At 46.7% G+C, this 25,590-nt stretch carries 20 protein-coding genes; 18 read left to right on the top strand and 2 right to left on the bottom strand.

Going from position 1 to position 25,590, the window contains the following annotated elements; translation table 11 throughout:
- Positions 1–16: 16 nt before the first annotated feature.
- Complete coding sequence (locus HNR77_RS06085) at positions 17–1,609, bottom strand: type 2 periplasmic-binding domain-containing protein (RefSeq protein ID WP_184181719.1); 1,593 nt, start codon at positions 1,607–1,609, stop codon at positions 17–19.
- A 302-nt stretch (positions 1,610–1,911) separates the two neighbouring features.
- On the opposite strand from HNR77_RS06085, the gene HNR77_RS06090 reads away from it, so the two are divergent.
- The 11 genes from HNR77_RS06090 (at position 1,912) to HNR77_RS06140 (ending at position 13,167) form a co-directional block, all read left to right on the top strand.
- Positions 1,912–3,141, top strand: coding sequence for an RNA polymerase sigma factor (locus HNR77_RS06090; RefSeq protein ID WP_184181721.1), 1,230 nt, complete (start codon positions 1,912–1,914; stop codon positions 3,139–3,141).
- Positions 3,142–3,421: 280 nt separating this feature from the next.
- On the top strand, positions 3,422–4,405 hold the full coding sequence (locus HNR77_RS06095; RefSeq protein WP_260410335.1) for an alpha/beta hydrolase: 984 nt from the start codon (positions 3,422–3,424) through the stop codon (positions 4,403–4,405).
- A 563-nt stretch (positions 4,406–4,968) separates the two neighbouring features.
- The gene (locus tag HNR77_RS06100; RefSeq protein WP_184181723.1) at positions 4,969–5,589 is read left to right on the top strand and encodes an NAD(P)-dependent oxidoreductase; all 621 of its coding nucleotides are present in this window, start codon (positions 4,969–4,971) and stop codon (positions 5,587–5,589) included.
- 283 nt (positions 5,590–5,872) lie between these two features.
- Positions 5,873–6,340, top strand: a complete 468-nt coding sequence (locus HNR77_RS06105; RefSeq protein WP_184181725.1) for a hypothetical protein — start codon at positions 5,873–5,875, stop codon at positions 6,338–6,340.
- A complete protein-coding gene (locus HNR77_RS06110; protein WP_184181727.1) occupies positions 6,337–7,458 on the top strand; it encodes a CehA/McbA family metallohydrolase in 1,122 nt (373 codons plus the stop codon). Before HNR77_RS06105 ends, HNR77_RS06110 begins: the two co-directional genes overlap by 4 nt.
- Positions 7,459–7,463: 5 nt before the next feature.
- Entirely contained in the window at positions 7,464–8,222 is a 759-nt protein-coding gene (locus HNR77_RS06115) for a glycerophosphodiester phosphodiesterase (protein ID WP_184181729.1), read from the top strand.
- Positions 8,200–9,237 (top strand): LacI family DNA-binding transcriptional regulator, encoded by a 1,038-nt coding sequence (locus tag HNR77_RS06120; RefSeq protein WP_184181731.1) that lies wholly within the window; start codon positions 8,200–8,202, stop codon positions 9,235–9,237. The genes HNR77_RS06115 and HNR77_RS06120 overlap by 23 nt, the downstream gene beginning before the upstream one ends.
- A gap of 2 nt (positions 9,238–9,239) precedes the next feature.
- On the top strand, positions 9,240–10,064 hold the full coding sequence (locus tag HNR77_RS06125; RefSeq protein ID WP_184181733.1) for an ABC transporter permease: 825 nt from the start codon (positions 9,240–9,242) through the stop codon (positions 10,062–10,064).
- Positions 10,065–10,112: 48 nt separating this feature from the next.
- Positions 10,113–11,150 carry an ABC transporter ATP-binding protein gene (locus HNR77_RS06130; protein ID WP_184181735.1) on the top strand — a complete coding sequence of 346 codons (1,038 nt, stop codon included), beginning with the start codon at positions 10,113–10,115 and terminating at the stop codon, positions 11,148–11,150.
- A 14-nt stretch (positions 11,151–11,164) separates the two neighbouring features.
- Complete coding sequence (locus HNR77_RS06135) at positions 11,165–12,331, top strand: extracellular solute-binding protein (RefSeq protein ID WP_184181736.1); 1,167 nt, start codon at positions 11,165–11,167, stop codon at positions 12,329–12,331.
- Positions 12,328–13,167, top strand: a complete 840-nt coding sequence (locus HNR77_RS06140) for an ABC transporter permease (protein WP_184181738.1) — start codon at positions 12,328–12,330, stop codon at positions 13,165–13,167. Before HNR77_RS06135 ends, HNR77_RS06140 begins: the two co-directional genes overlap by 4 nt.
- 147 nt (positions 13,168–13,314) lie before the next feature.
- On the opposite strand, the gene HNR77_RS06145 is transcribed toward HNR77_RS06140, so the two are convergent.
- Complete coding sequence (locus HNR77_RS06145) at positions 13,315–13,737, bottom strand: VOC family protein (RefSeq protein WP_184181740.1); 423 nt, start codon at positions 13,735–13,737, stop codon at positions 13,315–13,317.
- A 198-nt stretch (positions 13,738–13,935) separates the two neighbouring features.
- Here HNR77_RS06145 and HNR77_RS06150 point away from each other — a divergent pair, with 198 nt between their 5' ends.
- The 7 genes from HNR77_RS06150 to HNR77_RS06180 all read left to right on the top strand — a co-directional run bounded on the left by HNR77_RS06150 (position 13,936) and on the right by HNR77_RS06180 (position 25,587).
- Positions 13,936–15,756 carry a glycoside hydrolase family 43 protein gene (locus HNR77_RS06150; protein ID WP_260410336.1) on the top strand — a complete coding sequence of 607 codons (1,821 nt, stop codon included), beginning with the start codon at positions 13,936–13,938 and terminating at the stop codon, positions 15,754–15,756.
- Between the two features lie 233 nt (positions 15,757–15,989).
- A complete protein-coding gene (locus HNR77_RS06155; protein WP_184181742.1) occupies positions 15,990–17,342 on the top strand; it encodes a glucoamylase family protein in 1,353 nt (450 codons plus the stop codon).
- A gap of 1,060 nt (positions 17,343–18,402) precedes the next feature.
- Complete coding sequence (locus HNR77_RS06160) at positions 18,403–19,371, top strand: ABC transporter permease (RefSeq protein ID WP_184181744.1); 969 nt, start codon at positions 18,403–18,405, stop codon at positions 19,369–19,371.
- A 16-nt stretch (positions 19,372–19,387) separates the two neighbouring features.
- Positions 19,388–20,269, top strand: a complete 882-nt coding sequence (locus HNR77_RS06165; protein ID WP_184181746.1) for a carbohydrate ABC transporter permease — start codon at positions 19,388–19,390, stop codon at positions 20,267–20,269.
- A 32-nt stretch (positions 20,270–20,301) separates the two neighbouring features.
- Positions 20,302–21,822: an extracellular solute-binding protein gene (locus HNR77_RS06170; RefSeq protein WP_260410338.1), complete on the top strand. Its 1,521-nt coding sequence runs from the start codon at positions 20,302–20,304 to the stop codon at positions 21,820–21,822.
- A gap of 305 nt (positions 21,823–22,127) precedes the next feature.
- On the top strand, positions 22,128–23,981 hold the full coding sequence (locus HNR77_RS06175; protein ID WP_184181748.1) for a sensor histidine kinase: 1,854 nt from the start codon (positions 22,128–22,130) through the stop codon (positions 23,979–23,981).
- Positions 23,962–25,587, top strand: a complete 1,626-nt coding sequence (locus HNR77_RS06180; protein WP_184181750.1) for a response regulator — start codon at positions 23,962–23,964, stop codon at positions 25,585–25,587. Before HNR77_RS06175 ends, HNR77_RS06180 begins: the two co-directional genes overlap by 20 nt.
- Positions 25,588–25,590 lie beyond the last annotated feature (3 nt).

Below are 25,590 nucleotides of genomic sequence, written 5' to 3' on the forward strand. Positions count from 1 at the left end.
TCACACTGCAGATGCTCTATTTGCCGTAGGCCTCGTTTACTGCTTCAATCGCAGTATCCCCGCCGGCTGCACGCCAGTTCTGTACCACAACGTCAAAATAATCAATGCTTTCACTGCCCATAATGATTTTCGTAAAACCTTCGGTCAAAATATCATCAAGGGTTGTGCCATAGCTGGACAGCGCTTCGGGGGATACTCCCCAGAGTGCCGTTTTGATATAGTTCTCACTGTCGAGCACTTTTTTCGCCAGACCATATGCATTTTTGGGAGCACCCTGCTGCAAATAATCACCAACCGATCCCGGTGTAGCATTTTTCTTGAACTCCACACTGTTGTTATATTTCTGCCACATCCCTGAAGTAGTAAGCCCGCTGGTGTCCTCTGTTTCCAGAGCCTTGGATACGGCCTCATACTGCTCATAGTCCGAGTTCGGGTTAAGCACACGGAATGCGCCAACGACATGTGCAATATCATTGTCCAGCAGGGCGGACAGAGTCTCGGGTGATTCCTTGCCGTTGCCCTCGTCAACGATATAGGCATAATCATTCAGAATCTCGATCACTGCCTGCGGGTTGGCAGCATCCTTTTTCATGACGATGTAATTGTTGTTTGCAAAAAAGATAGACTGCTTCGCTTCCTTGCCATCCACTGTTGGAATGAGATATGGATAGAAGATGGCGTCCTTGCCCAGGTTCGCGACCGTATCAACACCGGGGTTATAACCCCACCATTGATAGTAGGGCTGAACGCCGACTTTGCCCGCGACAATGTCTGCATTCATCGCATTAAAGTCCTTGATGGCAAACTCCGGATCAATGATGCCCCGCTTGTACCAATCGGCCCATTTCGCAAGCGCGGCCTTCATCTCGGGCTGAATGGAGCCGTAGGTCAGTTTGCCCGAGCCGTCATCAATCCACATGTCTGGATGTGCATTCCAGGCAATGGCAAGCAGGTTCAGATAGTCAAGGGATTGATCTACAGCGATACCGTATCCACCGTGTTTTTCCATAAATTTGAGAGCAATATTTTCAATATCATCTACCGATTTCGGGTCCTGCAGTCCGAGCTCTTCCTTCCAGTCATTGCGAATCCAGATAAAGTCCGGCTGATCAATCAACCCCCAATGCATCTGCGGGATGCCGTAGAGCTTGCCGTCTTTTTTCCCTGATTCATAGCTGTCTGCATCCGCTTTCATATATGATTTGAGTCTCTCCGAGGCATGTTGTTCAAATGCTTCCGTCAAGTCCATGACCATATCGGCCTCAACCAGCTGACGCAGCTGAGAAGGATTTACGCGAAATACATCAGGCAGCTCATTGGATGAGATAGCCAAATTCAATTTGGTTTCATATTCATCACTCACCCAGTCCGTTTTGACGTTAATGTTTAATTTCTCTTTGTAACGGCGCGTCCAGACGTTATTCGTAATATCGTCGCCCTTTGGATATTTTGCCGAGCTGTATTCAGACGTTACGGTGTGAATGGTGACCGCCCCTGTGTCGTCCTGATCAGCATCCGTCGGTGTTTTCTTTCCTCCATCACTGCACGCTGCAACGAGCAGAGCGGACATGCTCATGGACAGCACCAGAAGCTTCATCTTTTTGTTCATTAGCGTTCCCCCTCAGATTCAAGTTGTCATGAATAAATGTTGTACTTGAAGATATTGTAATGGAGAATACAGGGAGAGGATATAAACGGAATTGACCAGAACCTGTATGATTTTTTACTTTAAACGGTAGTGAGAGAGCCAGTGGAGATTAAATGCACAGCACTTATTTGAACTGCATTGCACTTTTTTGACCTGAGCAAGCTGGTAGCAAGACGGGGACGTATACATATTTTGAGAAATACTTGTGGCTAATCGGTGTGCTTCGGTGTCTAATTCATTGTAAATCAAGAGGAGGTTACACCATGTCAGGAGCTCAGGACCAGATTTTAACTTCTGTTCAACCGGATGAACAGGAGAGCACACACTCGATCGAATACATCTATTCACGATATCGTGATCGCATCAGCCGTTACTTTTCAATGAAACTGGATGCTGCCTCTGCGGATGATCTTACACAGCAGGTATTTATGAAAGCCGCCAAGAACATGCATCGTTTTAAAGGCAACGCCCATATTTTCACATGGGTCTTCAAGATCGCCCAGAATACGCTCAAAAATGAATATCGCAGGCTTGCACGCCAGCACGAAACACCACTTGACTTTACACAACTGGAATCACAGTCCATTTCTCTTGAATTTACCAAATATGTTGACTTTCGTATCGACATTGGAGCGGCATTGAAGAAGCTGAGTGAGAAGGATCAGGAGATTATAGTGCTGCGATTTTTTGCAGATTGTACGCTGCCTGAGATCGCAAATCTGGTGGGCATGCGGGAGAGTGCAGTGAAGAACAGGCTGTACCGCGCACTTGCAAAGCTCAAAAATGAACTGAATGAATGGGGGAGCATGGCTAACATGTCAATGGAGCAATTTATTTCGATCGTTAATAAAGGAAATTCCGAACATTCAGACGATCAGTTGAAGAAAGCGAATCACGACCTCTTTACAGAACTTGACGCACACATTGAACGACTCGCGGTCAAATATCATTATCAGCCTTCACGAAAAGTCATCATTGAGATGTACTCTGATCTACCCACATTTCACCAGGCTGTAGGGGAGAAAGATGCACCGAACTGGTTTACGGGGACATACCAGGATGAGATTCTGAAAATCGTATCGCCGCTGAATCCAGGTCCTGAGCACACGTATGAATCTATCATCAAAGGTACCGTTCATCTGTTTGCGATGTGGATAATTGAAGAGATTAACCCTAAGGCCCCCAAATGGATCAGACAGGGAATTGGCGGTTACGAAGCCAAATTGATGACCCCGGAATATATCCAAAGCTCGATTAAAGAGACCGTTCGGAACCATGCGATCCCGACTTTTGCTCAGCTGCAAGATGATACTTGGGATTTTGAAACCAAAAAAGGCTTTCAATTCTCATATCTGTTCGTTGAGTTTGTACTTGAAACGTATGGGATCGAAGCGATGAATCAGCTGATTCGAGATCCGCAGCATGTTGAACGCATTCTGAATTGTTCTGAGGCGGCACTGCATCAACAAATCGTTGACTCTTTGCAAAATTAACCTGCTCGGTAATTAAACGTACAACGATACGTATTTTCAACAACATCTTCAACAACATCTTCAACAACATCTTCAACAAGGCCTCACTCTGTTGCAGCATAGGAGTGACCTGCTTGAAGGTGTTTTTTAGTATAGTCTCAAGTTCATCTTCTGTTCATGTTTCATTCATCAACAGGACATTTTCATTCATTACAATGGAATAGCTCAACTGAGAAATAATTCAACGGATATGAAAAGAATCAGTCGGGTGCATTTACATCATTGAAGGAGATGAAGAGTCTTGACACATACAAAGGGTAAACATCAACAACCATATTCCAGATTACGGCGTATACTGCGTATTTTGCTGAAAGTCATCATGATCATCATATTGGCCATTGTGCTGTTTGTTGGCATTGTGTATACCGTGAATCGGGTCAGCAGCCATTCCGAAATGCAAAAACTTGAGCCCTACGGGCAGCTCGTATCGGTTGCCGGAAAACAGATGAATGTGCTTGTTGAGGGAGAAGGAGAGGAAACGATCGTTATTCTGCCTGGATTTGGTATGGCTTCTCCTGCACTTGATTTCAAGCCACTGCTATCTAGGCTGAAGTCTGATTACAGGGTCATTGTTATTGAACCTTTTGGTTACGGATTGAGCGATCAGACCGAGAAGGAGCGCAGTACAGCCAATATCAGCAGCGAAATTCACGAAGCGTTACAACGTCTCGGGACAGATCGTTATATTCTCATGGCTCACTCCATCTCCGGGCTCTACAGTCTGGATTATGTGAACCGTTACCCGGACGAGGTAGAGGCATTTATCGGGCTGGATCACAGTGTTCCATCGCTCAGCGAACAGAAAGTGGAAACATCGGATATTGTACCGGTGAAATGGTTCCGCAACCTGGGGTTTGCCCGTTTACAATTGAAGCTGGGTGACGACCCTTATGAAGGGCTGCCTTATGATGAGAAGACCCAAGAGCAGTTAAACATTCTGATTCGCAAAAATATGTATAATGACACGCAATTAAACGAAGCGGTGAGTATGTATTCCAACTTTCAAGCGGCAAAAGCATTAACGTTTCCTGCGGATTTGCCAGTGCTTTTCTTTGTGCAGAAGAATCACCCTGTAGTGCACGAGTGGGTTTCGGAGCATGAGAAGCAGATCGTGAATTCTGAACAGGGAGAGATCGTTCTGCTTGAGGCTGATCATTATCTGTATCGCTCCCACTCCACCGAAATTGCAGATAAAATTAAGGATTTCACGGAAAGCAGGATGTAACCGCAGGAAATATCCCAGTTTTTTGAAAAGGGGATTAGTTAGTTATATAAGTTGAACTAAAGATTTTACACCATCCACTCCGATGACAGAACAATCTGGAGAGTAGCGTGTACCGGGAGCTGCACACGCTGCGAAAATGCAAAACTTTATAAGCTGTTGGGCTCTAACGATTCTGTGAAACCTTATTTGGTCGATTTGGCAGCGTTTTTACCGCTAACGATTCGCAGAGACACTATTTCATAGGGATCGTTCAGATTGGCGTCGAAAAGCTGACTTTTTCCCAAAATAAGGTTTCTACGAATCGTTAGATTTTCAAGATGCTCAAAAATGGCGAAATAAGCTTTCTGGAGAGCGTTAGCCGGCATTAATTATGGAATCAGAGCCGTCTAAGGCGAAATGATCCATTTCATTTTGCTTTATCCTGATACACCATGAGTGATTTTTCTGTTATTCTATTCTTTTGGAATCGAAATCCACCGAATTCAATTCCATAGACAACGGTATTCAAATCTCAGATCAAAAATATGGAAAATCAAGATTGAACCCTGAGGAGGATGCTTCACTTGCACATATTATTACTAGGAGCAACGGGACGGGTGGGAAGCCATATCCTTGCACAAGCTTTACAAGAGGGGCATCAGGTGACAGCGCTCGTTCGTTCCCCGGAGAAAATAAAGAGTCATCACGAGAACTTGACTATTGTACAAGGTAATGTGCTGAGTCAGGAGGAATTGCTTCGCGGTATTCATGGCACCGAGGTGGTTATCAGCGCGCTGAATACAGATGGAACCAGCACCCTGTCTGACAGCATGCCACTGCTTATCGAGGCTATGTACAGCGAAGGTATAAAGCGTATTATTGCGGTGGGCACGGCCGGGATTTTGCAAAGCCGAACCGAGCCTGACAAACTGCGCTATCAATCCAGTGAATCCAGACGCCGTTCAACTCGCGCCGCCGAGGAGCATGAACGGGTATACACGCTGCTGCAGCAATCTTCGCTGGATTGGACCATTGTATGTCCAACGTATTTGCCGGATGGAGAGCGGGTAGGAAGCTACCGGGTAATGCCTGATTTTCTACCCGAAAACGGCACTGAAATTTCTGTAGCGGATACCGCTGCATTCACCTATCAACAGCTTACGGATCGTCAATATATCCATAAACGTGTGGGCATCGCTTACTGACTGTTGTGCATCTGTTTCAAGTAAGTGAGGCGCGGAGCAAGTATGGTTCCGTTTGGTAAAACACGGTAAATGATGTTGTCCATGCGAAAACAATCTGCTCAAGACATACCAAAAGGACCTGACTTCTTTTAATAGAAGACAGGTCCTTTTGCGCTTTACAGAATATTAACATGTGCCAGAAACAGTGCTGATGATTTCACTTTAACATAAGTATTGGATGTGGGAACGGTCCCACAAGAATGAATGCTTTTTTAATAGTCTACTGAAGGGTGGTGTGCTTCGAATGAAGCAGCTGGATCTACAGGGAAGCCTCACTCCCAATGATTCCAAAACACATATCCGCGTGCCGTTTGTTGTCGAAGCCGGATGCGCGAAGCTGCATATACGTCTGCAATACAGTCCCAAAATCCTTGAAGATCGGCACCGATCCATCGAGTTGCTCAATGAAAGTTATAAGCTGTATATTCTGCCTGAACATCAGGAATATGCCACAGCCCATGCAGATCAGCATCTTCCGTTGAAAAACCTGATCACCCTCTCGCTAGACGATACCAACGGGTATCGCGGGGCATGTCATCGCCATGACGACATTCAGGAGCTGTATATCAGCAAACAGGAGGCCTCGCCCGGACTAATGGCAGGTATTCTGCCTATGGGTAACTGGAGTATCACATTAAGTGTGCATTGTATCGTGACCGAAGCGTGTGCATATCAGCTGCAAGTCTGGACAACAGAGGAGGATGTGTTATGAAATGGTTTGCCAGTGAACTGCACACCCATACCCTGCATAGTGATGGCCGCCAGACACTGGAGGACCTTGCTGCGGGTGCGGCCGAGCTCGGGTTCGATGCCATTGCCCTAACAGATCATAATACAATGTCAGGCTTGATCGGGAGAGCCGAAATCGGGCAGAAGTATGGGATACATATCATCCCGGGAATGGAGTGGACCACCTTCTACGGTCATATGGTGACTATTGGGCTGGAAGCATTCGCAGATTGGCGGGATGTGAACCGCCATGATATCGGCAAGGGAATTGCTGCCGTTCATCAGCATGGCGGAATTGCCGGGATTGCACACCCATTCCGCATTGGAAGTCCGGCATGCACAGGATGTTACTGGGAGTATGAGCTGAACGACTGGAACCAAGTCGATTATATCGAGGTATGGTCAGGCACATTCCCCTCAATTCTGCGAAGTAACCACCGGGCGTTCAAGCTGTGGACCCAAAAACTGAATGAAGGATACCGCATCACCGCCACTTCAGGTCGGGATTGGCACACACAGGAACCGACGGATGATCCAATCTCCGTAACCTATCTTGGCATTGAAGAGATAGATGAAACGAGGCAAAGCGAGAGTTCGCTGGAAGGTCATTCGGGGATGAATACATATGCTGAGTATGGTGAAGCATGGAGTGGTTCCGTTGATGAGAGAAGCTTGATCAACTCACTGCGCAAAGGCCGGGCCACTGTCACTATGGGCCCTCTGCTTACACTGACAATCAGCAGTGATGAGATTATATATTCTCTCGGTGCTGTCATTCCGGCGCAGCAGAACAGGTCGCAGTCTGTCGATGCAAAGCTGCTCGCGCATGTGGCCCTGGACTTCACGGTACGTGCCGGAAAGTGGTCGATGCCAGAGCAAACTTTAACCTTGAAGCTTTGCTCCAATCTGGGCGAGGAGCAACAGGTGAAGACAGAGTGGCATCCAAACCAGCAAAGGATCAACTTCAGTATGCCTCTGAAGATCGGTATTGCGCCTGAATCTTGCCGCAAATGGATTCGGGCCGAATGCTGGGGAACGATCAGAGGCGCATATGTACAAATCGCCTTTACAAATGCGATCTATTTCGAGGAAGGAGATTGACAAACATGAACAGCTTTCCGCTGATTACGGCACATACCGGCAGCATGGGGTACCCGGACCATTCCCTTGAATCCCTGCAGGCTGCCTTGTCACTCGGGGTAGATATTTACGAAGATGACATCCGTGTAACCCGAGACGGGATTCCCGTGCTGGCACATGACGATGAGGTCATATTGACGGAAGGTGTGCAGAGCAGTCTCGAAAGCTTGACATGGCAGGAGCTGGCTGAAGAAAGTGGTGTGGCGCTCCCCACCCTTGAGCATACGCTAAGTCACATTCGTGACGCTGACAACATGATGAACCTGGATATTAAAACAACGCTTGCGCTTGGACCGATAGCGGCTCTGATTGAGCAGCTGCATATGCAGGAACAGGTATTTCTCAGCGGCTGTTCTTATGAGATGGCTTGGAAGGCCGCCAAATTTGCACCTCGCATTCGCCGGCTGTTAAACGTAAACCTGCAGCATTTCGAACGTCTTCCCTATACGGAAGCAATTGTTCAGATGTGCAGAGAAGCTAAAGCTGCTGGTTGTTTCGGGCTGAATTTACCTTATCAGGCTGTTCAGGAGCAATGTATAGATATTGCAGTCTCAAATGGATTGAGTGTGTATGTATGGACCGTTATGGAGGCAGACGATATGCGCAGGCTTGCACGTTGGGGAGTGCATTCAATTACAACTCGTAATCCACTGTTGCTGACAGCAGTACGGGAAGAAATGAAACGAGCGGAGGAGAACGGATTTGAATCAAAAGCTGAACTATAGCTTGCGGGAACTTGCAGAGCTGGCGGGTGTATCGAAATCAACAGCATCCCGTGTCATCTCCGGTAACGGATACGCAAGCCCGGACGTACGAGAGCGCGTGCTCCAGGCCGCTGATCAGCTGCGCTACAAACCGAGCGCGGTTGCCCGAGCCATGGTTGCCAAGCGTACGTACAACATCGGTGTTATCGTCTTTCGCGATAAGCTGCCGATTGTATCACACACCTTGTACGGGCGTATTATTGATGAGATTCTGATGGCGGCTGAAGCACTCGGCTATTCCATTTTTCTGAAGACAGATCGGGAAATGTCGCTGCGCTCCACCGACTATATGCTGGAACAGCGCGTAGACGGACTCATCCTGATTAGCAGATTGCAAAAAAATGTAATTGATTACGTTAAAAAATTTAACATTCCCTATCTAATGGTTAACGGCTCAACGGAAGACCCCGATGTGGTGCATCTCGTCAGCAATGATGAGGCGGGAGGTGAGCGCGCCGCTGAACATCTCGTAGCTAGTGGTCATCGCAATTTTTTTGTTATTGCCGGACCCGGCGAGCATCGAAGCCACTCCTTACGCTTGAAAGGCTTTTGCCAACGTCTGGAATCCCTTGGTATATCGTCCTCTCAAGGACAAGTCACCATTGTGAAATCACTCGACTCCAGCTTTGAATCCGGTCACGAGCTGATGGAGCAGCATTTTAATTCATTTCTGGAGGCACAGTACAGCGCAATCTTCAGTACCAATGACATGCTTGCGCTGGGGGCGATGAAGGTGATGCTGGATCGCGGAATGAAAGTGCCGGAAGAGGCCGTTGTCATGGGGTACGATAACACAGAACTGTCGAGCATGGTTCACCCCTCATTGACTACGGTTAGCGTGGATGCCGCAGGCATCGGACGAGATGCTGTATCCATACTGGATCGCCTGATACGTGGGGAAGAGAATATACCTCGTCTGACCGAATATGAGAGCCGCGTACTGGTTCGACAATCAACGACAAGAGAGGAGAAGTAGATATGCTGTGGTACTGGAAACATGTTGGAGCCAGAAGAATTATTGAATTCTTTTTACTCACCATCTTTGCCGTTTTCTTCGCCGGACCTCTGGTCAATCTGCTGGTACTCGCTTTCAGTGAAAAATGGAACTACCCGGACATTCTACCTCAGGTCTGGGGCTTCAAATGGTGGAATTTCGTGCTCGCCAAGGACGATATCGTGTCATCCATCTCGCTGTCATTCCTGATTGCCGCGCTTGTAACACTGTTTTCTATCGTGATCTGTATTCCGGCAGCGTATGCTTTCGCCAGATTGCAGTTTCCGTTCAAGCGTATGTTCCTGTTCTCGTTTCTGCTGACACATGCCTTTCCCAAAATGGGGCTTTACGTATCCATCGCCGTGTTATTCTATCAGATCGGACTGATGAACACGCTGCTCGGTGTTGTGCTCATTCATATGATTAACGTGTTGATGTTCATGACGTGGATTCCTACCTCCGCATTCCGCAACATACACCGGGCACAGGAGGAATCTGCAAGAGACGTTGGTGCAAGCCCGTTCAAGGTGTTTCGCAGCATTACATTGCCAATGGCCATGCCTGGTATTATGGTCGCGTCCATCTTCACATTTCTAAACTCACTGGATGAAGCACAAGGCACATTTTTGGTCGGTATCCCGGATTTCAAAACGATGCCGATTGTGATGTACTCAATTATCTCCGATTTCCCGAGCAGTGCGGGAGCCGTCTTCTCGATTATTTTAACACTGCCCACCATTATTCTGCTGCTGGCAGCCCAGCGGCTGGTTAGTGCAGATGTGCTGGCAAGTGGTTTTCAGATGAAATAACAATGTTTCGGTAGTCCACACCAGGGGAAAAGGGAGGCCATACGTACCATGCAGTTGTCTGTACGTGAGTTAAGCAAACGATATAAAACCGGTGATGGTGTCAGCGGCATCAACATCGATATTCAGAAGGGCGAGCTGGTCACCCTGCTCGGGCCATCAGGCTGCGGTAAAACAACAGTACTGCGGAGCATCGGTGGATTTCTGGAGCCGGACTCGGGAGACATTTTAATAGAAGGCAAAAGTGTCATCCAGCTACCCCCGGAAAAACGCCCCACCTCCATGGTGTTCCAGAGCTATAATCTCTGGTCCCATATGTCGGTACATGACAACCTGGCCTTTGGTCTGAAGATCCGTAAAATGCCAAAGGCCGAGATTCAAACCGCTGTAGAGGATGCACTCAAGCTGGTTCGGCTGTCGGGCTATGGCAAAAAATATCCCGCAGAGCTGTCCGGTGGACAGCAGCAGCGCGTTGCGCTTGCACGTTCACTGCTGCTTCATCCGGCTGTACTTCTGCTGGACGAGCCCTTCTCGGCGCTTGATGCCAAATTGAGACATGAGATGCGCGAGGAACTGCGTGAGATTCAGATGAAAACAGGGCTTACCATGGTGTTTGTAACACATGATCAGGAGGAAGCCTTATCCTTGTCGGACCGCATTATTGTCATGAATCACGGGCGCATTGAACAAATTGCAGAACCACAGCGCATCTATGATGAGCCCGCTTCATTATATGTTGCCGGTTTTATCGGCAAAATGAATTTCTTGAGAGGGGTGGCAGCAGGGGAAAGCATTCAGATCGGAGATATGTATCTCCCAAACGAAAAAAAGCTAGACGGAGAGGTAGTGGCAGCGATTCGTCCAGAAGATGTGCAGGTGGGAACAACTAAAGGTCAGCAGAGCCTGGCGGGTAAAATCAAACAGGTCATGATACTTGGACATTATGCCGAGGTTACCGTTGATCTGGAGCAATGGGGCGTCATCCGTGCGTTTCTGAACAAAGACCGGGTGGAGCAGCTTCACACAGGCAAGCGGGTTCACATTTCGATCAGCAAAATGACTGCATTTCCACATGAGGAATCATACTGAGGAGGATGAAGAGAATGCGTAAAAACAAACCATTGTTATCACTGTTGACCGTAGTTGGCTTGTCGATGTCTTTGCTGGCGGGCTGTGGCAGCGCAAGTGATGCCAAGAGCACTGCAAGTGAGAGCGGAACGGCTGCATCCAGCAGCACGCCGGCATCCTTTAACTTTTATTTTACCGGCTCGCAAAATGTGAAGGACCTCTGGGATTCTCTCGAACCGATGTTTGAAAAGGAACACCCGGATATTGACGTGAAAATGGTCTACATTCCGTCTGGAACCGGGGCGGAGCCAACATATGACCGAATCGTAGCCGCGAAGAAGGCTGGCAAGGGATCAGGCGATATTGACCTGTATGAAGATGGCATCGTTTCTGTCTCTCAAGGCATCAAAGATGGGGTGTGGGCACAACTGGACTCCAAGGACATTCCTAATCTGAACAAAGTCAGCGCAAGCACCATGAAGGATGTGAACAACTATGCGGTTCCGTATCGTTCCTCCGCAGTAGTCCTGGCTTATAACAGCAGTAAAGTAAGCAGCCCGCCCAAAACACTGGATGAACTTCTGACATGGATCAAAGCAAACCCTGGTCAATTTGCATACAATGATCCGTCCACAGGAGGTTCCGGCAGCTCATTTGTGCAGACGATCGTATATAAAGACCTGCCGGACGAAGACATTCACAACGCTGACCCGGCTGTTATGGACAAATGGAGCACAGGCTTTAATACACTCAAAGAGCTGGGCCCATATGTGTACGGCAAAGGCATCTATCCTAAGAAAAACCAGGGTACGCTTGACTTGCTGATGAACGGAGAGGTGTCCATCATTCCGGCTTGGTCCGATATGGTGCTGCAGCAGCTGAACGAGGGTTTACTGCCGGATACGATTAAAATGCAGCAGATTACACCAGGCTTCAACGGTGGGCCAACCTACTTGATGGTCAATCAGGCGTCCGACAAGAAAGAAGCGGTGAACACCTTCCTGAATTTCGTGCTGTCCCCAGAAGCGCAGGAAGTGATTGTGAACAAAATGAACGGTTTCCCCGGTATTGAGCTTTCCAACATGCCACAGGAAGTGCAGAGCAAATTCGACGGGGTAGCTGAAGGCTTCCGCACATTTAACATCGGGGATCTGGGCACAGAGATTAATAAACGCTGGCAGAGTGACGTAGCTGCCCAATGAGCAAGGACATCAGACAGTCCATTACAGGGTTAGCGATGGTGCTCCCCTCCTTCGCAATTCTGCTGATAGTGGTCATTATTCCGATCATTCAATCCTTTGTAATGAGTCTGAGCAATGATTCAGGCGGATATGATCTGAGCCGATATACGTTTTTGTTTACGGATAAAGGCATGCGTGACAACATCATCTTTACACTGAGGATCACAGCCATCACTTGTATTGCCGTGATGCTTGTCAGCTACACCTTGGCAATCTACATGCGTTTTAACAACGGGCCCATTGTGAACCTGATTCGTAAAACATACATGATTCCGCTTTTCATTCCAGGGGTCATCGCAACGTATGGATTGATCAATCTGCTTGGCAATCACGGCTGGCTTGCCCGCATGCTTGAAGTCGCAGGCATCACGCTGCCACGCATCATTTTTGATGAAAAAGGCATTATCATTGCCAATCTCTGGTTCAACATTCCGTTCACCACAATGCTGCTGAGTTCCGCGTTGTCGGGTATTCCTTCATCGGTGATTGAGAGTGCAAAGGATGTGGGCGTAGGAAAGCTCGCCCTGTTTACCCGGTTTATTTTCCCGCTGTCGTACAAAACGTTCCTCGTTGCTTTAACCTTTGTCTTTATGGGTGTTATCGGATCGTTTACCGCGCCGTTCCTGATTGGAGCCAACTCTCCTCAGATGCTCGGTGTATCGATGCAGCAGGTATTTAGTGTATTCCAGGAACGCGAACAGGCAGCTGCCATTGCATTTTTCTCGTTCTTGCTCTGCTCGGTGCTGGGGGCATTCTATATCCGTTCCATGGCGGAGGAAGAGAAGGGGAAGATCTAAAAGTGATGTACAGTTAAAGTACGCAAACAGTATATAAGTTCAATCATTTCATTACTTATGCTGCCCCTCAAACAGAGGGGCATTTTTGTCTTCTGTTTTCTGTTTTCCAATCTGCCAGTACAGTTACATAATTTCATCCCAAATACATTACATCATCCGTTTGGAGATGGGATGATCCTCGTTCATCTGGAGCAAGTCCCACAGGTTTCCGTACAGATCTTTGAAGACAGCAACGATACCATAGGATTGCTCCTTAGGCTTACGAACAAATTCGATTCCTTTAGCTACCATGTCATTGTAATCTCTCCAGAAATCATCCGTATTCAGAAAAAGGAATACACGCCCTCCGGCCTGATTGCCAATAAACGGCTCCTGTTCAGGCTTGGAAGCTCTGGCCAGCAGAATTGTTGTGCCTACGGAGCCGGGAGGGGAGATGACAACCCATCTCTTGTCCTGCTCGGGTTGATAGTTATCTTCAAGCAACGTAAAGTTCAGCTTTTGAGTATAAAATGCGATCGCTTCATCATAGTCGTGTACAACGAGGGCGATATGTATAATTGATTGAATCATAACGCTTTAACTCCTCCATTTCGTAGCTTGCTCAGCTGGGCAGCTATACCATTGTATATGATGGCATAGAGTCAGTAAATAAACGAATCCGGCAAGTTTTTCTACTCCTGTGGCACATTTTGAAGTATGATACTAAATAAATTAAGCGCTTTATTTTCCTGAAAATCATGCATAATTATCGTGGGGAGGCTAATCAATTTGTCGAACACTAATGAGAATATGAACTACGCCGGATATCTTTTTGTGCATTTTATAGGTGAGCAGCCTGACGGAGAGCAGGTTTATTTCTCATACAGCGAGGATGGTCTTCACTGGAAAGACCTCAATGCGGGCAGACCTGTACTACGTTCCAATCTGGGAGAACAAGGCGTACGTGACCCGTTTCTCATTCGTTCTGCGAAGGATAACAAGTTTTATCTGATTGCAACCGATCTGCGCATCGCAAATGGCAAAGGCTGGGATACTGCCGTTCATGCAGGCAGCCGCGATATCATCGTCTGGGAATCCGACAATCTGGTGGAATGGTCATCTCCCTGGAACGTTACGGTTGGTGTTGAAGGTGCAGGGTGTGTGTGGGCCCCTGAAGCAGTCTATGATGAAAAGACAGCCGAGTTTCTTGTGTTCTGGGCTTCTGCCACACAGGAACCACATGAAACTGAACGTAAACAAAAAATTTACAGTGCGCGTACCCAAGACTTCCGTAGCTTTACCCCATCGGAGAAGTACATAGAGCGAGAGAATCATATTATCGATACGACCATTCTTCCTTCATCCGGTTTTTATTATCGCTACTCCAAGGATGAAACAACCAAGAACATTCGTGTTGAAAAGGGAACTTCACTTGAAAAGCATACTTTTGAACCATTGCATGCTCCGCTTCTGGAAGCAATTGAAGGGGTAGAGGGACCTCAGATTTTCAAATTGAATGACCGGGAAGAGTGGTGCCTGATTGTGGATCGCTTTGCTGAGGGCAAAGGGTATCTGCCGCTGCTGACGACCGATCTGCACAGCGGTGATTTCCGTATTGTTCCAGAGCTAGAGTTTGATATGGGAACAAATCAGAAGCGGCATGGTGGCATTCTGCCCATCACGGCGGAGGAGTGCAACCGTTTGCTGGCTGTATACGGGGATGGGCAGCAGGTGCTTGCTGGACAGTATGCTGATCCTGACGTGGCAAAATTCGGCGACCGCTATTACATGTATCCAACCACCGATGGCTTTGAAGGATGGTCAGGAACACAGTTTAAAGTATTCTCCTCCAGCGATCTGAGGCATTGGCAGGATGAAGGCGTTATTTTGGATTTGGCAACAGATGATGTGCCTTGGGCAGTAGGAAATGCATGGGCACCAGCAATCGGCAGCCGTAACGGCAAGTATTATTTCTATTTCTGCGGTAAAATGCCTAATGATGAAAGTGCCATTGGTGTCGCTGTAGCGGATTCTCCAACTGGACCTTTTCATGCCGAGCCGCAGCCTCTAATTACGATGGATCAATTAAGGCGTCTTGGCATCACGATGAGCCAGGCGATTGATCCTTCCATTTACATTGAAGAGGATGGGAAAGCGTACATGTTGTTTGGCAACGGAGATGCCGCCATTGTTGAGCTGCATGACAATATGATCCGTGTACGTGAAGAAACGATGCGTAATCTTGCAGGCCTGTATGATTTCAGGGAAGCCGTCACTGTATTGAAGCGTGATGGGGTCTATCATTTTACATGGTCCTGTGATGATACGGGCAGTGAAGATTATCATGTAAATTACGGAACCTCGGAGCATTTATACGGCCCGGTTACGTATCACTATACGGTTCTCAGCAAAAATGTGGAGAAAGACATGCTTGGTACAGGTCACCACTGTATGGTTTATGATCCGAAAAGCAAGCAGTATCACCTGGCATATCACCGCTTTGTTACGCCGCTTTCCCGCTTCTCCACTGGCAAAGGATATCATCGTGAAGTGTGTATTGCCCCTGTCTTTTTTGGAGAGGATGGCCGGATGAAACCCGTTGTACTATAACGAAAATATATGTATGGAAGCCGCTGCATTCAGCGGCTTTTTGTATGCTGTTTGTTCTGGCACAATTCATGTTCAGGATGAACTATGAAACGTTTCGAAAATTAAGTGCACTCGAAAAATGATCATCACCCCTTAGAAAGTAAGGGTTTTCATTTTTGTGTTTACCAAATATGTACATCCATGATATCATAAACACGAAACGTTTCGAATTTAGTATTGAAAGGAGAAAAGGGATGAACATTGTAAAAAGGTTAGGATTTGTAATCAATTTTTGTTTGTTTGCCACCACAGCTTTCACTCCTGTCATATCGGCACATGATTCAGGCAAGCCTCCAGGCTTCAAGCCAGAATTGAAAGCGGTTGCCAAGAAAACGTACACATATTTCGAGGACTTTACCGACCCGACAACCGGGTTGACGTTTGATGAGGTCAGAATGAAGGACAAAGGGATGGAAGAAGCGAAGCGCACCTCACCCACGAACATTGCCATGTATATGATGAGTACCGTTTCAGCGGAACAGATGGGGATCCTTTCGAAGAAAGAAGCGGTATCCCGCTTGAGAAAAACACTAAACACGCTGGAAAAAATGGATAAGTGGAACGGATTATTTTATAACTGGTACAACACGGACGACGGCTCCGTCAAAAAAGATTGGGGGCAATTTATATCTCAGGTAGACAACGGCTGGATGTCCGCAGGGTTAATCGTTGTGGGTCAAGCCTACAAAGAATTGAATGCACAGACCAGTACACTGGTTAAACAGATGAACTATACAACTCTGTATGATCCTGAAGTCGGCCAATTCCGGGGTGGTTATGATGTCGCTAAAGGCGCACTGACAGAGCACCACTATGGATCATTTTATACAGAACCTCGTGTAGCAAGTTATATTGCCATTGGCAAAGGGGATGTGCCGCAGGAGCATTGGTGGAAGATGTATCGTACCATGCCTCTGGAGTGGGATTGGCAGTCTCAGACCCCGCAGGGACATACGGCAAATTATGATGGTGTCGATGTTTTCGAAGGAAGTTATGAGTATAAAGGGAAAAAGTTTGTCCCGAGCTGGGGAGGCAGCATGTTTGAAGGGCTTATGCCTGGTTTGGTGATTAAGGAAAAAGACTTGGGCACGAAGGCCTTAGGTTTGAACAACAAACGTCATGTTGAACTGCAAATCGAATATGCCAAAGAAAAAGGGTATGCTGCATGGGGATTCTCCCCGTCTGCAACACCAACCGGATATAGTGAGTTTGCTGCAACACCGCTTGGCATCTCGGGTTATAAAGACGGAGCTACAGTAACCGCACATGCAACATTCCTCGCTCTGGACTATGCGCCTGAAGAGGCACGCAAAAACATCAAAACATTGAAAAAGCTAAACATGATGGGCAAGTACGGATTATACGACTCCATCAATCTGGAAACCAAAGAAATCGCCAAAGCTTACCTGGCACTGGATCAAGGTATGATCATGGTATCCATTGCGAACTATCTGGAGGATGGAGTTATTCGTGATTATTTCCACAGTGATCCCATCGGCCAGAAACCTGAAGCGTTATTGAAAAAAGAAGTGTTCTCCATTCAGTAGATCCTAACAGAAACCTTTCTTGCATATCAAAAGTAATAAATGGACCGAGGCATCGCTTGATGACGCTTCGTTCCGTTTTTGTTTTTCGGGCACATGCGAGCTCATTCTCAGCATATGGCATCGCATCGTAACCGACGATTGGATTGATGGATTTAAGATGGATGTAATTAAGATGCATGCATTTAAATGTGTTCTCAACACACCTATTTATTCTAACGATCTCAGATGAGCTTATTTAAGCAAAATAGAGCCTTCTGGAATACTAACGATCCCCAGAAAGCTTATTTCACCGAAAACACAAGATAAACAGTCATTTTCTCATCAATTTCTAAAAATAAGCTCTCCTGGGATCGTTAGAAATGAAAAACGTTTGATTTCGCCTAAATAGCGTTTGTGGAGATCGTTAGAGAAGCAAACCTCCCCGGGACAACGATATATGGATTAACTCTACAAGCGGATAGCGGTTCATCCCCTTGAAAATTGGAGATAAACCAGCTCATGCTTCAATTAAAGAACCCAATCGGCAGCTTCGCAGAAGACATACCCTACGTCCTCACCATGACCCTCCGTAGCAGACCTACACCTACGTCCCCACCACGCCTCTTTGCAGAAGATGTACCTCACGTTCCTCACCATGACCCTTCGCAGGAGACACACCTTACGTCCTCGCCACGACCCTTTGCAGAAGACATACCTTAACGTCCTCACCATGCCCCTTTGCAGAAGACATACCTTACGCATACCGTACGCACTCTCGCCACCAACCTCTACTATTTGGAAGCCTGTGCCTAAGACAACCCTACAAAAGCCTGCCTACGATATTCTCCTTTTTGCAAAGACAAGCCATCTTCATCGTCTTCTCATGAGCGTTCTTCGTTTTCATTTCCGGTAGTTGAAGTGGCCTATGTCATCCATTGGATTATGGACTTCTATGCAAATAGTCATCAAATTCACCTAAACAGTCATGGGATTGGTCTTAAAGCAGCGTATGTTCGGAAGGTACAATGAGAGTGTTCACAGAGAACATCAACGAGGAGAGGCACAACGAAGAAGAGGAGGTATGCTAGTGGCATCAGATGTGGCAGCGCTGGAACAACCAGAAACTCCCGTACCCCGCAAGGTCAAACCCGAGCGATTCAGATCCTTTAAAAAATATTGGGACTTATACTTGATCATGCTGCCAGGGCTCGCGTATTTTATCATCTTTAAATACTTGCCGATGGGGGGCATCGTCATTGCATTTCAGGATTTCAGCGCATTTGCCGGCATACGCGGCAGTGAGTGGGTAGGACTCACCCATTTTAGAAACATGTTCATGGATAGTGAATTCTATTCGGTTTTCAAAAATACGCTGTTAATCAGTCTTTACAAGCTGGTCTGGGGTTTCCCGGGGCCGATCATTCTGGCTTTGATGCTGAATGAAGTTCGCAACATGTTGTATAAACGCTCCATTCAGACGCTCGTGTATTTGCCGCACTTTTTATCCTGGGTCATTATCGGAGGTATTCTGATTAATGTCTTATCCCCGTCTACGGGCATCATTAACCAACTTCTGGGCATGATTGGGCTGGAGCCGATCTTTTTCCTCGGAAGCAAAGAATGGTTCAGAACGATTCTTGTAGCCAGCGATATTTGGAAGGAGGTAGGCTGGGGGGCGATTATCTATCTGGCGGCGCTTTCCTCCATTGATCCCCAAATTTATGAAGCCGCAGTGGTGGACGGAGCAAACAAGTGGAAGCAATTGATTCATATCACGCTGCCGTCCCTCATGGGAACGATTGTTATTTTGTTTGTGCTTCGTTTGGGAAGTGTGCTGGATGTGGGGTTTGAACAAATTTTTGTGCTTTACAATCCACTCGTCTACGACGTCGCCGATGTCATCGAAACCTATGTGTACCGAACGGGTATCACCCAGGCCCAGTACAGCTTTACAACAGCCGTAGGTTTATTCAAATCGGTCATCAGCCTCATTCTGGTCGTACTCGCAAACAAAGCAGCCAGAAAACTCGGGCAGGACAGTTTATGGTAGAGGAGGAGCAAATCACGTGAGACTTACAAGGGGAGAACGACTGATATCCCAACTGAATGTTGTGCTGCTTGGCCTCTTCGCGGTGCTGGCCTTGCTTCCTTTCCTGCATGTCGTTGCCCAGTCCTTCAGCAGTCACCAGGCCATTACATCAGGGCGAGTACACCTGTGGCCCGTCGATTTCAGTTTCGAGGCCTACCAGAAGGTGCTGGCAGAGCAAGCTTTTCTGAACGCTTTTCAAGTGAGCTTGCTTCGTACGGTCATCGGAACAGCGGTAAATGTCGTGATCACATGTATGCTTGCCTATCCTTTATCCAAGTCCTATATTCAGGGGCGTTCAGCCATTATGTTTCTGATTGTATTTACGATGTTGTTTAGCGGGGGTATGATTCCAACGTTTCTGGTAGTGAAAGCAACAGGGCTTCTGAACTCGTTCTGGGTGTATATTATACCTGGAGCTGTCAGTGCGTTTAATGTAATTATTATGAAAAACTTTTTTCAAAGTGTGCCGCTCGAACTTGAGGAATCTGCCAAAATTGACGGCACTTCCAATGTCGGGACATTAATACGCATCGTTGTTCCACTATCCATGCCTGTGATCGCAACGATCACACTGTTCCACGCTGTCGGGCATTGGAATGCCTTTTTTGACACCGTATTGTATGTGACCGATCGCAAGCTTTTCCCACTTCAAGTCTATTTGCGAGAATTAGTGATGTTCAATCAATCCAACATCAGCAATAATAATGGATATTCCGCCAACATCGATAGCACCTTGCTCGCTTTGGAGTCGTTGAAGGCTGCGGCACTGATCGCAAGTACACTTCCAATATTGCTGGTCTATCCTTTCTTGCAAAAACATTTTGTCAAAGGCATTATGCTTGGCTCTGTAAAAGGATAATATACAGCTGACCACACGGAGGGGATTGTCATATGAAAAGAAATAAAAGTAATGGTTCAAGTATGGGGATTTATATGAAACGGTCTGTAACTGTGTTGGCTCTGGCCGCCCTGTTCATCGTTACCGCATGTTCTTCTGGTGCAAAAGAAGCAGCAACAGATGGAACCGGTGAAAAACCGTCCATCGAGATTGTATTAAATAATGCGGGTCGGAAGTTTCCGGAAGGCATGGACGAAAACAAAAACCCGTACATTGATTACATTCGTGAAAATACGAATATGGACATCAAGCTGACTACCCCGCCAGCAGACGGTTATGGGGAAGCATTGAATGTCATTATGGCATCAGGTGATCTACCGGATATGATTCTGTCCTACGACCCGAACTGGTTTGAAAGTTATGTTAGACAAAAAGCATTAACACCATTAAACGATCTGATTGATCAATACGGGCAAAATCTGAAAAAAAATATACCTGAAGAAGCGTGGAAAACAGTAACCGTCGACGGGAAAATTTATGCCATTCCAAGTCTGAATCCGATCCCGGGAAATGAAATTATATTTGCACGCAAAGACTGGCTTGATAAACTGGGGTTGAAGGCACCCAAGACCCTTGAAGAGTATAAAAATGTGATGCGTGCTTTTGCACAGGAGGACCCGGACGGAAACGGTAAAAATGACACCTTTGGATTGATCCTGCAAGAAAATCTGGGCAAAACAGCTCCGTTCATCGGTGCATGGGGAATTCAGCGCGGTCAATGGACAGAACGAGACGGCAAGCTGGTGATGTCCAGCACTTTACCTGAAATGAAAGAAGCTTTGGCGTATCTCGCCGACCTGTATAAGGAGAAATTAATTGATCCCGAATGGGCTTTAAACAAAATGGCGAATGTGGATGAGAAGGTTGCGAGTGGTAAAGTCGGGCTGTTCTCAGGGAACTGGTATGATACGAGAGGACCTATTTTAACCAATCAGAAGAATGATGCCAATGCCGAGTGGATCACGCTGGAGTACCCGACTGGGCCGGATGGTAAACAAGGAACTTGGGGCAATAATTATGTATCCGGTTACAATGTAATTCCAATTACAAGCAAAAGCCCGGATGCGGTCATTCGCATGCTTGATTTCATGATTGGTGATGGATATCGTACACTTGTTCTCGGCTTCGAAGGGGAGGTGTGGAACACGCAGGACGGAAAGGTTGTCACCAATTTTGATGAACACAACAAACATATTTATCGTCAGACACTGAGTGAAGCCATCGTTCCGTTTGAAGCGGAAGTTTCCAGAGACCGCCTGGATTCACTCGGGATGGAGTTCAAACTCAATGAAATTATTGATCAGATCAATACGGTTGCCATTCGAAATCAATACCTGGGAGTTCCGACAGCTGGTATGGGGAAATATGGTCCGAAACTCGGAAAAATGGAGAACGAAATCTTCACCAAAATCATTATGGGTGATTTGCCGTTGGATGCCTTCGACCAGTTTGTTGAAGACTGGAAGAAGAACGGTGGAGAGGAAATTACGAATGAAGTGAACCAGAATAATTGAACTTAAATGTTTTACACGTACACTCCGATGACAGAATAACCTTCCAATCGCTGTTATCCCCAGATTTTTTCGATCCCCTTTTGAAAGGGGAAAATCCGGTGATAAAGGCGAACGCTCCGCTTTTTCAGGTTTTTTCTGTCCTCTCCGTTCCAGTGTAAAAAAAGTTCAATTACTATAGGTAGAGAAAGGCAACTTTGAAACAGCGCTCAAATCGGGCGCTGTTTCAGCTGGTTCAACAAGTAACACCCTTGCTAAGCCTATCAGTAAACGCAACATATCGCATTTGTCATTGGGGAGGGCAGCGTATGAAATGGCTCAAACGATTCCAGCATCTTTATTCCCAGTCCATTCAGGTAAAGTTGACCTGTTATTTTCTCTTGATTCTGCTTCCACTGGTGGCGTTCAGTATCTATGCCAATGTGAAATCCCAGCAGATTCTGGAGCAGGAGCTTGGAGAGCGGACGATTAGTGCAATGAGTTCGGGTCTGGAGTTTGTGGATCTGACGCTCGGCAGCATCAAAAACTTGTCTACGCTCATTTCAACAGACTCTAATTTATTATCTTTACTTTCTCATGAAGAAGAGACCCTGAGCCCCAGTGCCATTATGGATTTCTCCCGCGTGATTGAGCGAATCACAGACATCACTGCGGTTAACGATTATTTAAGCAACGTCATGATCTATCATCACGCCTCAAATTCATTAATGACAACCAAGCTTGGTTTGATACACCTGGATTCCTCTGATTCGGAGAGTTGGCATGCGCAAGCCCTGAAAGCAAATGGTGCAAGTATCTACTACTTGCCAGACCGTTACAAAGAGACAATGGCAGGAAAAGCAGACTCCATCTATAATCGTAACGACCTCATCATGATGAGACTGCTTGATTTTTACCGTATGGATAAGGGTGAAAACGTACTGATGTTGTCCATATCCAAAAGCAAGCTGCTGCGTTCTCTGTCCTCGTTAGTGGAAAAAAATCAATCCAAGCTCTATCTGTACGATGATCAGGATCGAATGATTGTCTCCAATGCTGCCGGAGAGCCGCAAACTTTTGAGCTTCATGAGTTTCAGGCAGATCAAATCATTGTGCAAGACAGCCTGGAGAGCAACGAAAAAAACATGATACTACGGGTGACCTCACCCCGAAGTGGATGGTCCATTTTACTGGTGCAGCCTGAGAAAGAAGTATATATGAAATCAAAACCGCTGCAAATTTTCACCTACGGTATCATTGTGCTCAGCGTAATTCTTGCTTTCTGGATAGCTTGGCTGGTGTACAGTGGAATAGCTTCGCCCATTTCCGGCCTGGTCTCAGGCATGAGGCAGCTGCGAAAGGGAAATTTAAACATCCGGCTTGAGAATAAAAGACAGGATGAATTGGGCTTTTTGACGGATTCCTTTAATCAGACGGTGACTCAGCAGCGGCATTTAATCAAAGATATCTATGAACAGCAGCTGCGCATGACCAAAACAGAGCTAAAGCTGCTGCAAGCGCAGATTAATCCGCATTTTTTGTACAACACACTCGATTCCATCTACTGGACAGCCAAAAATTATGATGCCGAAGAAATCAGTACCATGGTATTGAATTTGTCGAGCTTTTTCAGACTTAGCCTGAGCAAAGGTCAAGAAACGTTTACGGTAGAGGAAACGTTCAAGCATTTGCATTATTATGTACGCATTCAGCAAATCCGTTTTTCCGAACAGTTCTCCATCGCCTACCACGCCTCTGAGAATAGTCGTCATCTGCATATTTTGAAGCTGCTGCTTCAGCCGTTAGTTGAGAATGCCATTTTGCACGGGCTTGAAAAGCGAAAAAAAGGCGGCGCTTTGAACATAAGTACGAACGTTATTCGAGATCGATTAATCATTCAAGTTCGTGATAACGGGCGCGGAATCCCGGAAGAACGGTTAGACCAGATTCAGGAAGCAATCACACTCACGAAGAAAGGAAATTTAACGCTGCCTTCGGAACGAAATTCATCGTTTTTTGCTTTGCTCAATGTACAAGCACGTATAGGCATTTATTACGGAGAGACCGCTGATCTGATCATTGAAAGCATAGAAGGTGAAGGCACAACGGCCACCATGAACTTACCCGTCAACCGCTGCAACAATGACAGAAGGGAGTCAGAACATGAACTTGATGATCGTTGAAGATGAGATTCGAATTATGAATAGTCTGGTTAACAATATCCCGTGGAATGAGCACGGCATTGAGGTGGTGGCTGCTGCCGAGAACGGGCACGAAGCGTTAAGTCTCATCGAACGTAAAAAACCGGATATTGTACTGCTTGATATTGAAATGCCGGAAATGGACGGTCTGACTTTGGCTAAATGCGTTCGAGAAATGGAACCACAGATTAAATTGGTTGTGCTCAGCGGCCATGACGATTTTCATTATGCTCAAGCTGCGGTGGGACTGGGCGTGATGAAGTATTTGCTGAAACCTGCCGGAGATCAAGAGATTATGGAGGCTGTTCTACACGCTGCTGGGGAGATTCGTAAAGAACTTATGGAGAAACACAGCATGCTTGAATTAAAGCGGAAGTGGCAGGATCGGCTGCCTCAGCTTCAAGATGACTTTTACCGAAACTGGATGCTGGATCGCTACGCCACATGGGAATTGCAGAAGCATATGCAGGAGTTAAATCTGTCCCTGGATGCATTCACGCGCTTTGTCGTTACGGTATGTGAAATAGACCCGCTTCCTGAGGAGGAGGGAAGATATACATCGTCCGATCAATCCCTGCTGCAATTTTCGCTGGAATGCATTAGCTCCGAATGTCTTCAGGATGAGGACTGCCGCGTGTTTGCAGATGCTGACGGGGCCACTGTACTGTTATTTCTGGGAAAAGCAGAAGAATCCGAGCAGCACATGATCCAGCGAATCAATGTTAACGTATCGCGGCTGTTAAATGTCGTTAAGGAATGCTTGAAAATTACAGCCAGTGCTGGTCTGGGCACCTTGGGCGCTCTGGATCATGTATCGCTTTCATATCGTCAAGCGCGCAGAGCTTTACAAGAGCGAGCGATCTATGGGAGCGACATGTTCATCCCGTATCTGGATGTGACAAGCAACAGACACCACGTACAATTTGATTCTGAATTTGAAAAACAACTGGAGATCGCTGTTCACACTGATGATTCAATTGCAGTCACCCGATTGATCGACAATTACTTTGAGCAGTTGTATTCACATGAAGTGTCTACCCACCGCGTATATGAACATCTCTTGTATTTGAGCACTGTGTTTACCAGAATCATTCAATCTAGACGCTGGTCGATGCAAGAGGTGCTTCAAGAAGACTATTCGGCTTTTCTGTCCTTCGGATCGTTGTTGTCCAAGGATCAGATCGTGGCGTGGGCGAAACGAGTCGCTGGGCGAATCATTCTCTATCGGGAGAAAGAAAGGACGCATTCCAGTCATGAGCTTGTTAAAAAGATGATCGAGGCGGTTGAGCTTATGCTGGGAAAAGAAGAATTGACATTGCACACGCTTGCCGAGCGTTTATATGTCAACCCTTCGTACCTCAGCCGCCTCTTTAAAAAAGAAGAGGGGAGGTCGTTCTCCGAATACGTTCTGAAACGCAGTATGGAATACGCCAAAGAACAGTTATTAAACGGGGTTAAAGTCTATGATGCCGCTGAAGCAGCCGGTTACCGGGATGTCAGTTATTTTGCCAAAGTGTTCCGCAAATATTGGGGAGTGGCACCGGGCGAATTCAAACGACAGGAACGTACTGGACCTGAAGCAGAGTAGCGC

Origin of the sequence: Paenibacillus sp. JGP012 (genome assembly GCF_014203995.1) — a bacterium.
Lineage (GTDB): Bacteria > Bacillota > Bacilli > Paenibacillales > Paenibacillaceae > Paenibacillus > Paenibacillus silvae.

Bases quoted from the DNA above. Each gene is read 5' to 3' on its own strand.
- HNR77_RS06085 (WP_184181719.1), bottom strand. From the start codon at position 1,609: ATGAACAAAAAGATGAAGCTTCTGGTGCTGTCCATGAGCATGTCCGCT.
- HNR77_RS06090 (WP_184181721.1), top strand. From the start codon at position 1,912: ATGTCAGGAGCTCAGGACCAGATTTTAACTTCTGTTCAACCGGATGAA.
- HNR77_RS06105 (WP_184181725.1), top strand. From the start codon at position 5,873: ATGAAGCAGCTGGATCTACAGGGAAGCCTCACTCCCAATGATTCCAAA.
- HNR77_RS06110 (WP_184181727.1), top strand. From the start codon at position 6,337: ATGAAATGGTTTGCCAGTGAACTGCACACCCATACCCTGCATAGTGAT.
- HNR77_RS06115 (WP_184181729.1), top strand. From the start codon at position 7,464: ATGAACAGCTTTCCGCTGATTACGGCACATACCGGCAGCATGGGGTAC.
- HNR77_RS06125 (WP_184181733.1), top strand. From the start codon at position 9,240: ATGCTGTGGTACTGGAAACATGTTGGAGCCAGAAGAATTATTGAATTC.
- HNR77_RS06130 (WP_184181735.1), top strand. From the start codon at position 10,113: ATGCAGTTGTCTGTACGTGAGTTAAGCAAACGATATAAAACCGGTGAT.
- HNR77_RS06135 (WP_184181736.1), top strand. From the start codon at position 11,165: ATGCGTAAAAACAAACCATTGTTATCACTGTTGACCGTAGTTGGCTTG.
- HNR77_RS06140 (WP_184181738.1), top strand. From the start codon at position 12,328: ATGAGCAAGGACATCAGACAGTCCATTACAGGGTTAGCGATGGTGCTC.
- HNR77_RS06145 (WP_184181740.1), bottom strand. From the start codon at position 13,737: ATGATTCAATCAATTATACATATCGCCCTCGTTGTACACGACTATGAT.
- HNR77_RS06155 (WP_184181742.1), top strand. From the start codon at position 15,990: ATGAACATTGTAAAAAGGTTAGGATTTGTAATCAATTTTTGTTTGTTT.
- HNR77_RS06160 (WP_184181744.1), top strand. From the start codon at position 18,403: ATGCTAGTGGCATCAGATGTGGCAGCGCTGGAACAACCAGAAACTCCC.
- HNR77_RS06170 (WP_260410338.1), top strand. From the start codon at position 20,302: ATGAAAAGAAATAAAAGTAATGGTTCAAGTATGGGGATTTATATGAAA.
- HNR77_RS06175 (WP_184181748.1), top strand. From the start codon at position 22,128: ATGAAATGGCTCAAACGATTCCAGCATCTTTATTCCCAGTCCATTCAG.
- HNR77_RS06180 (WP_184181750.1), top strand. From the start codon at position 23,962: ATGAACTTGATGATCGTTGAAGATGAGATTCGAATTATGAATAGTCTG.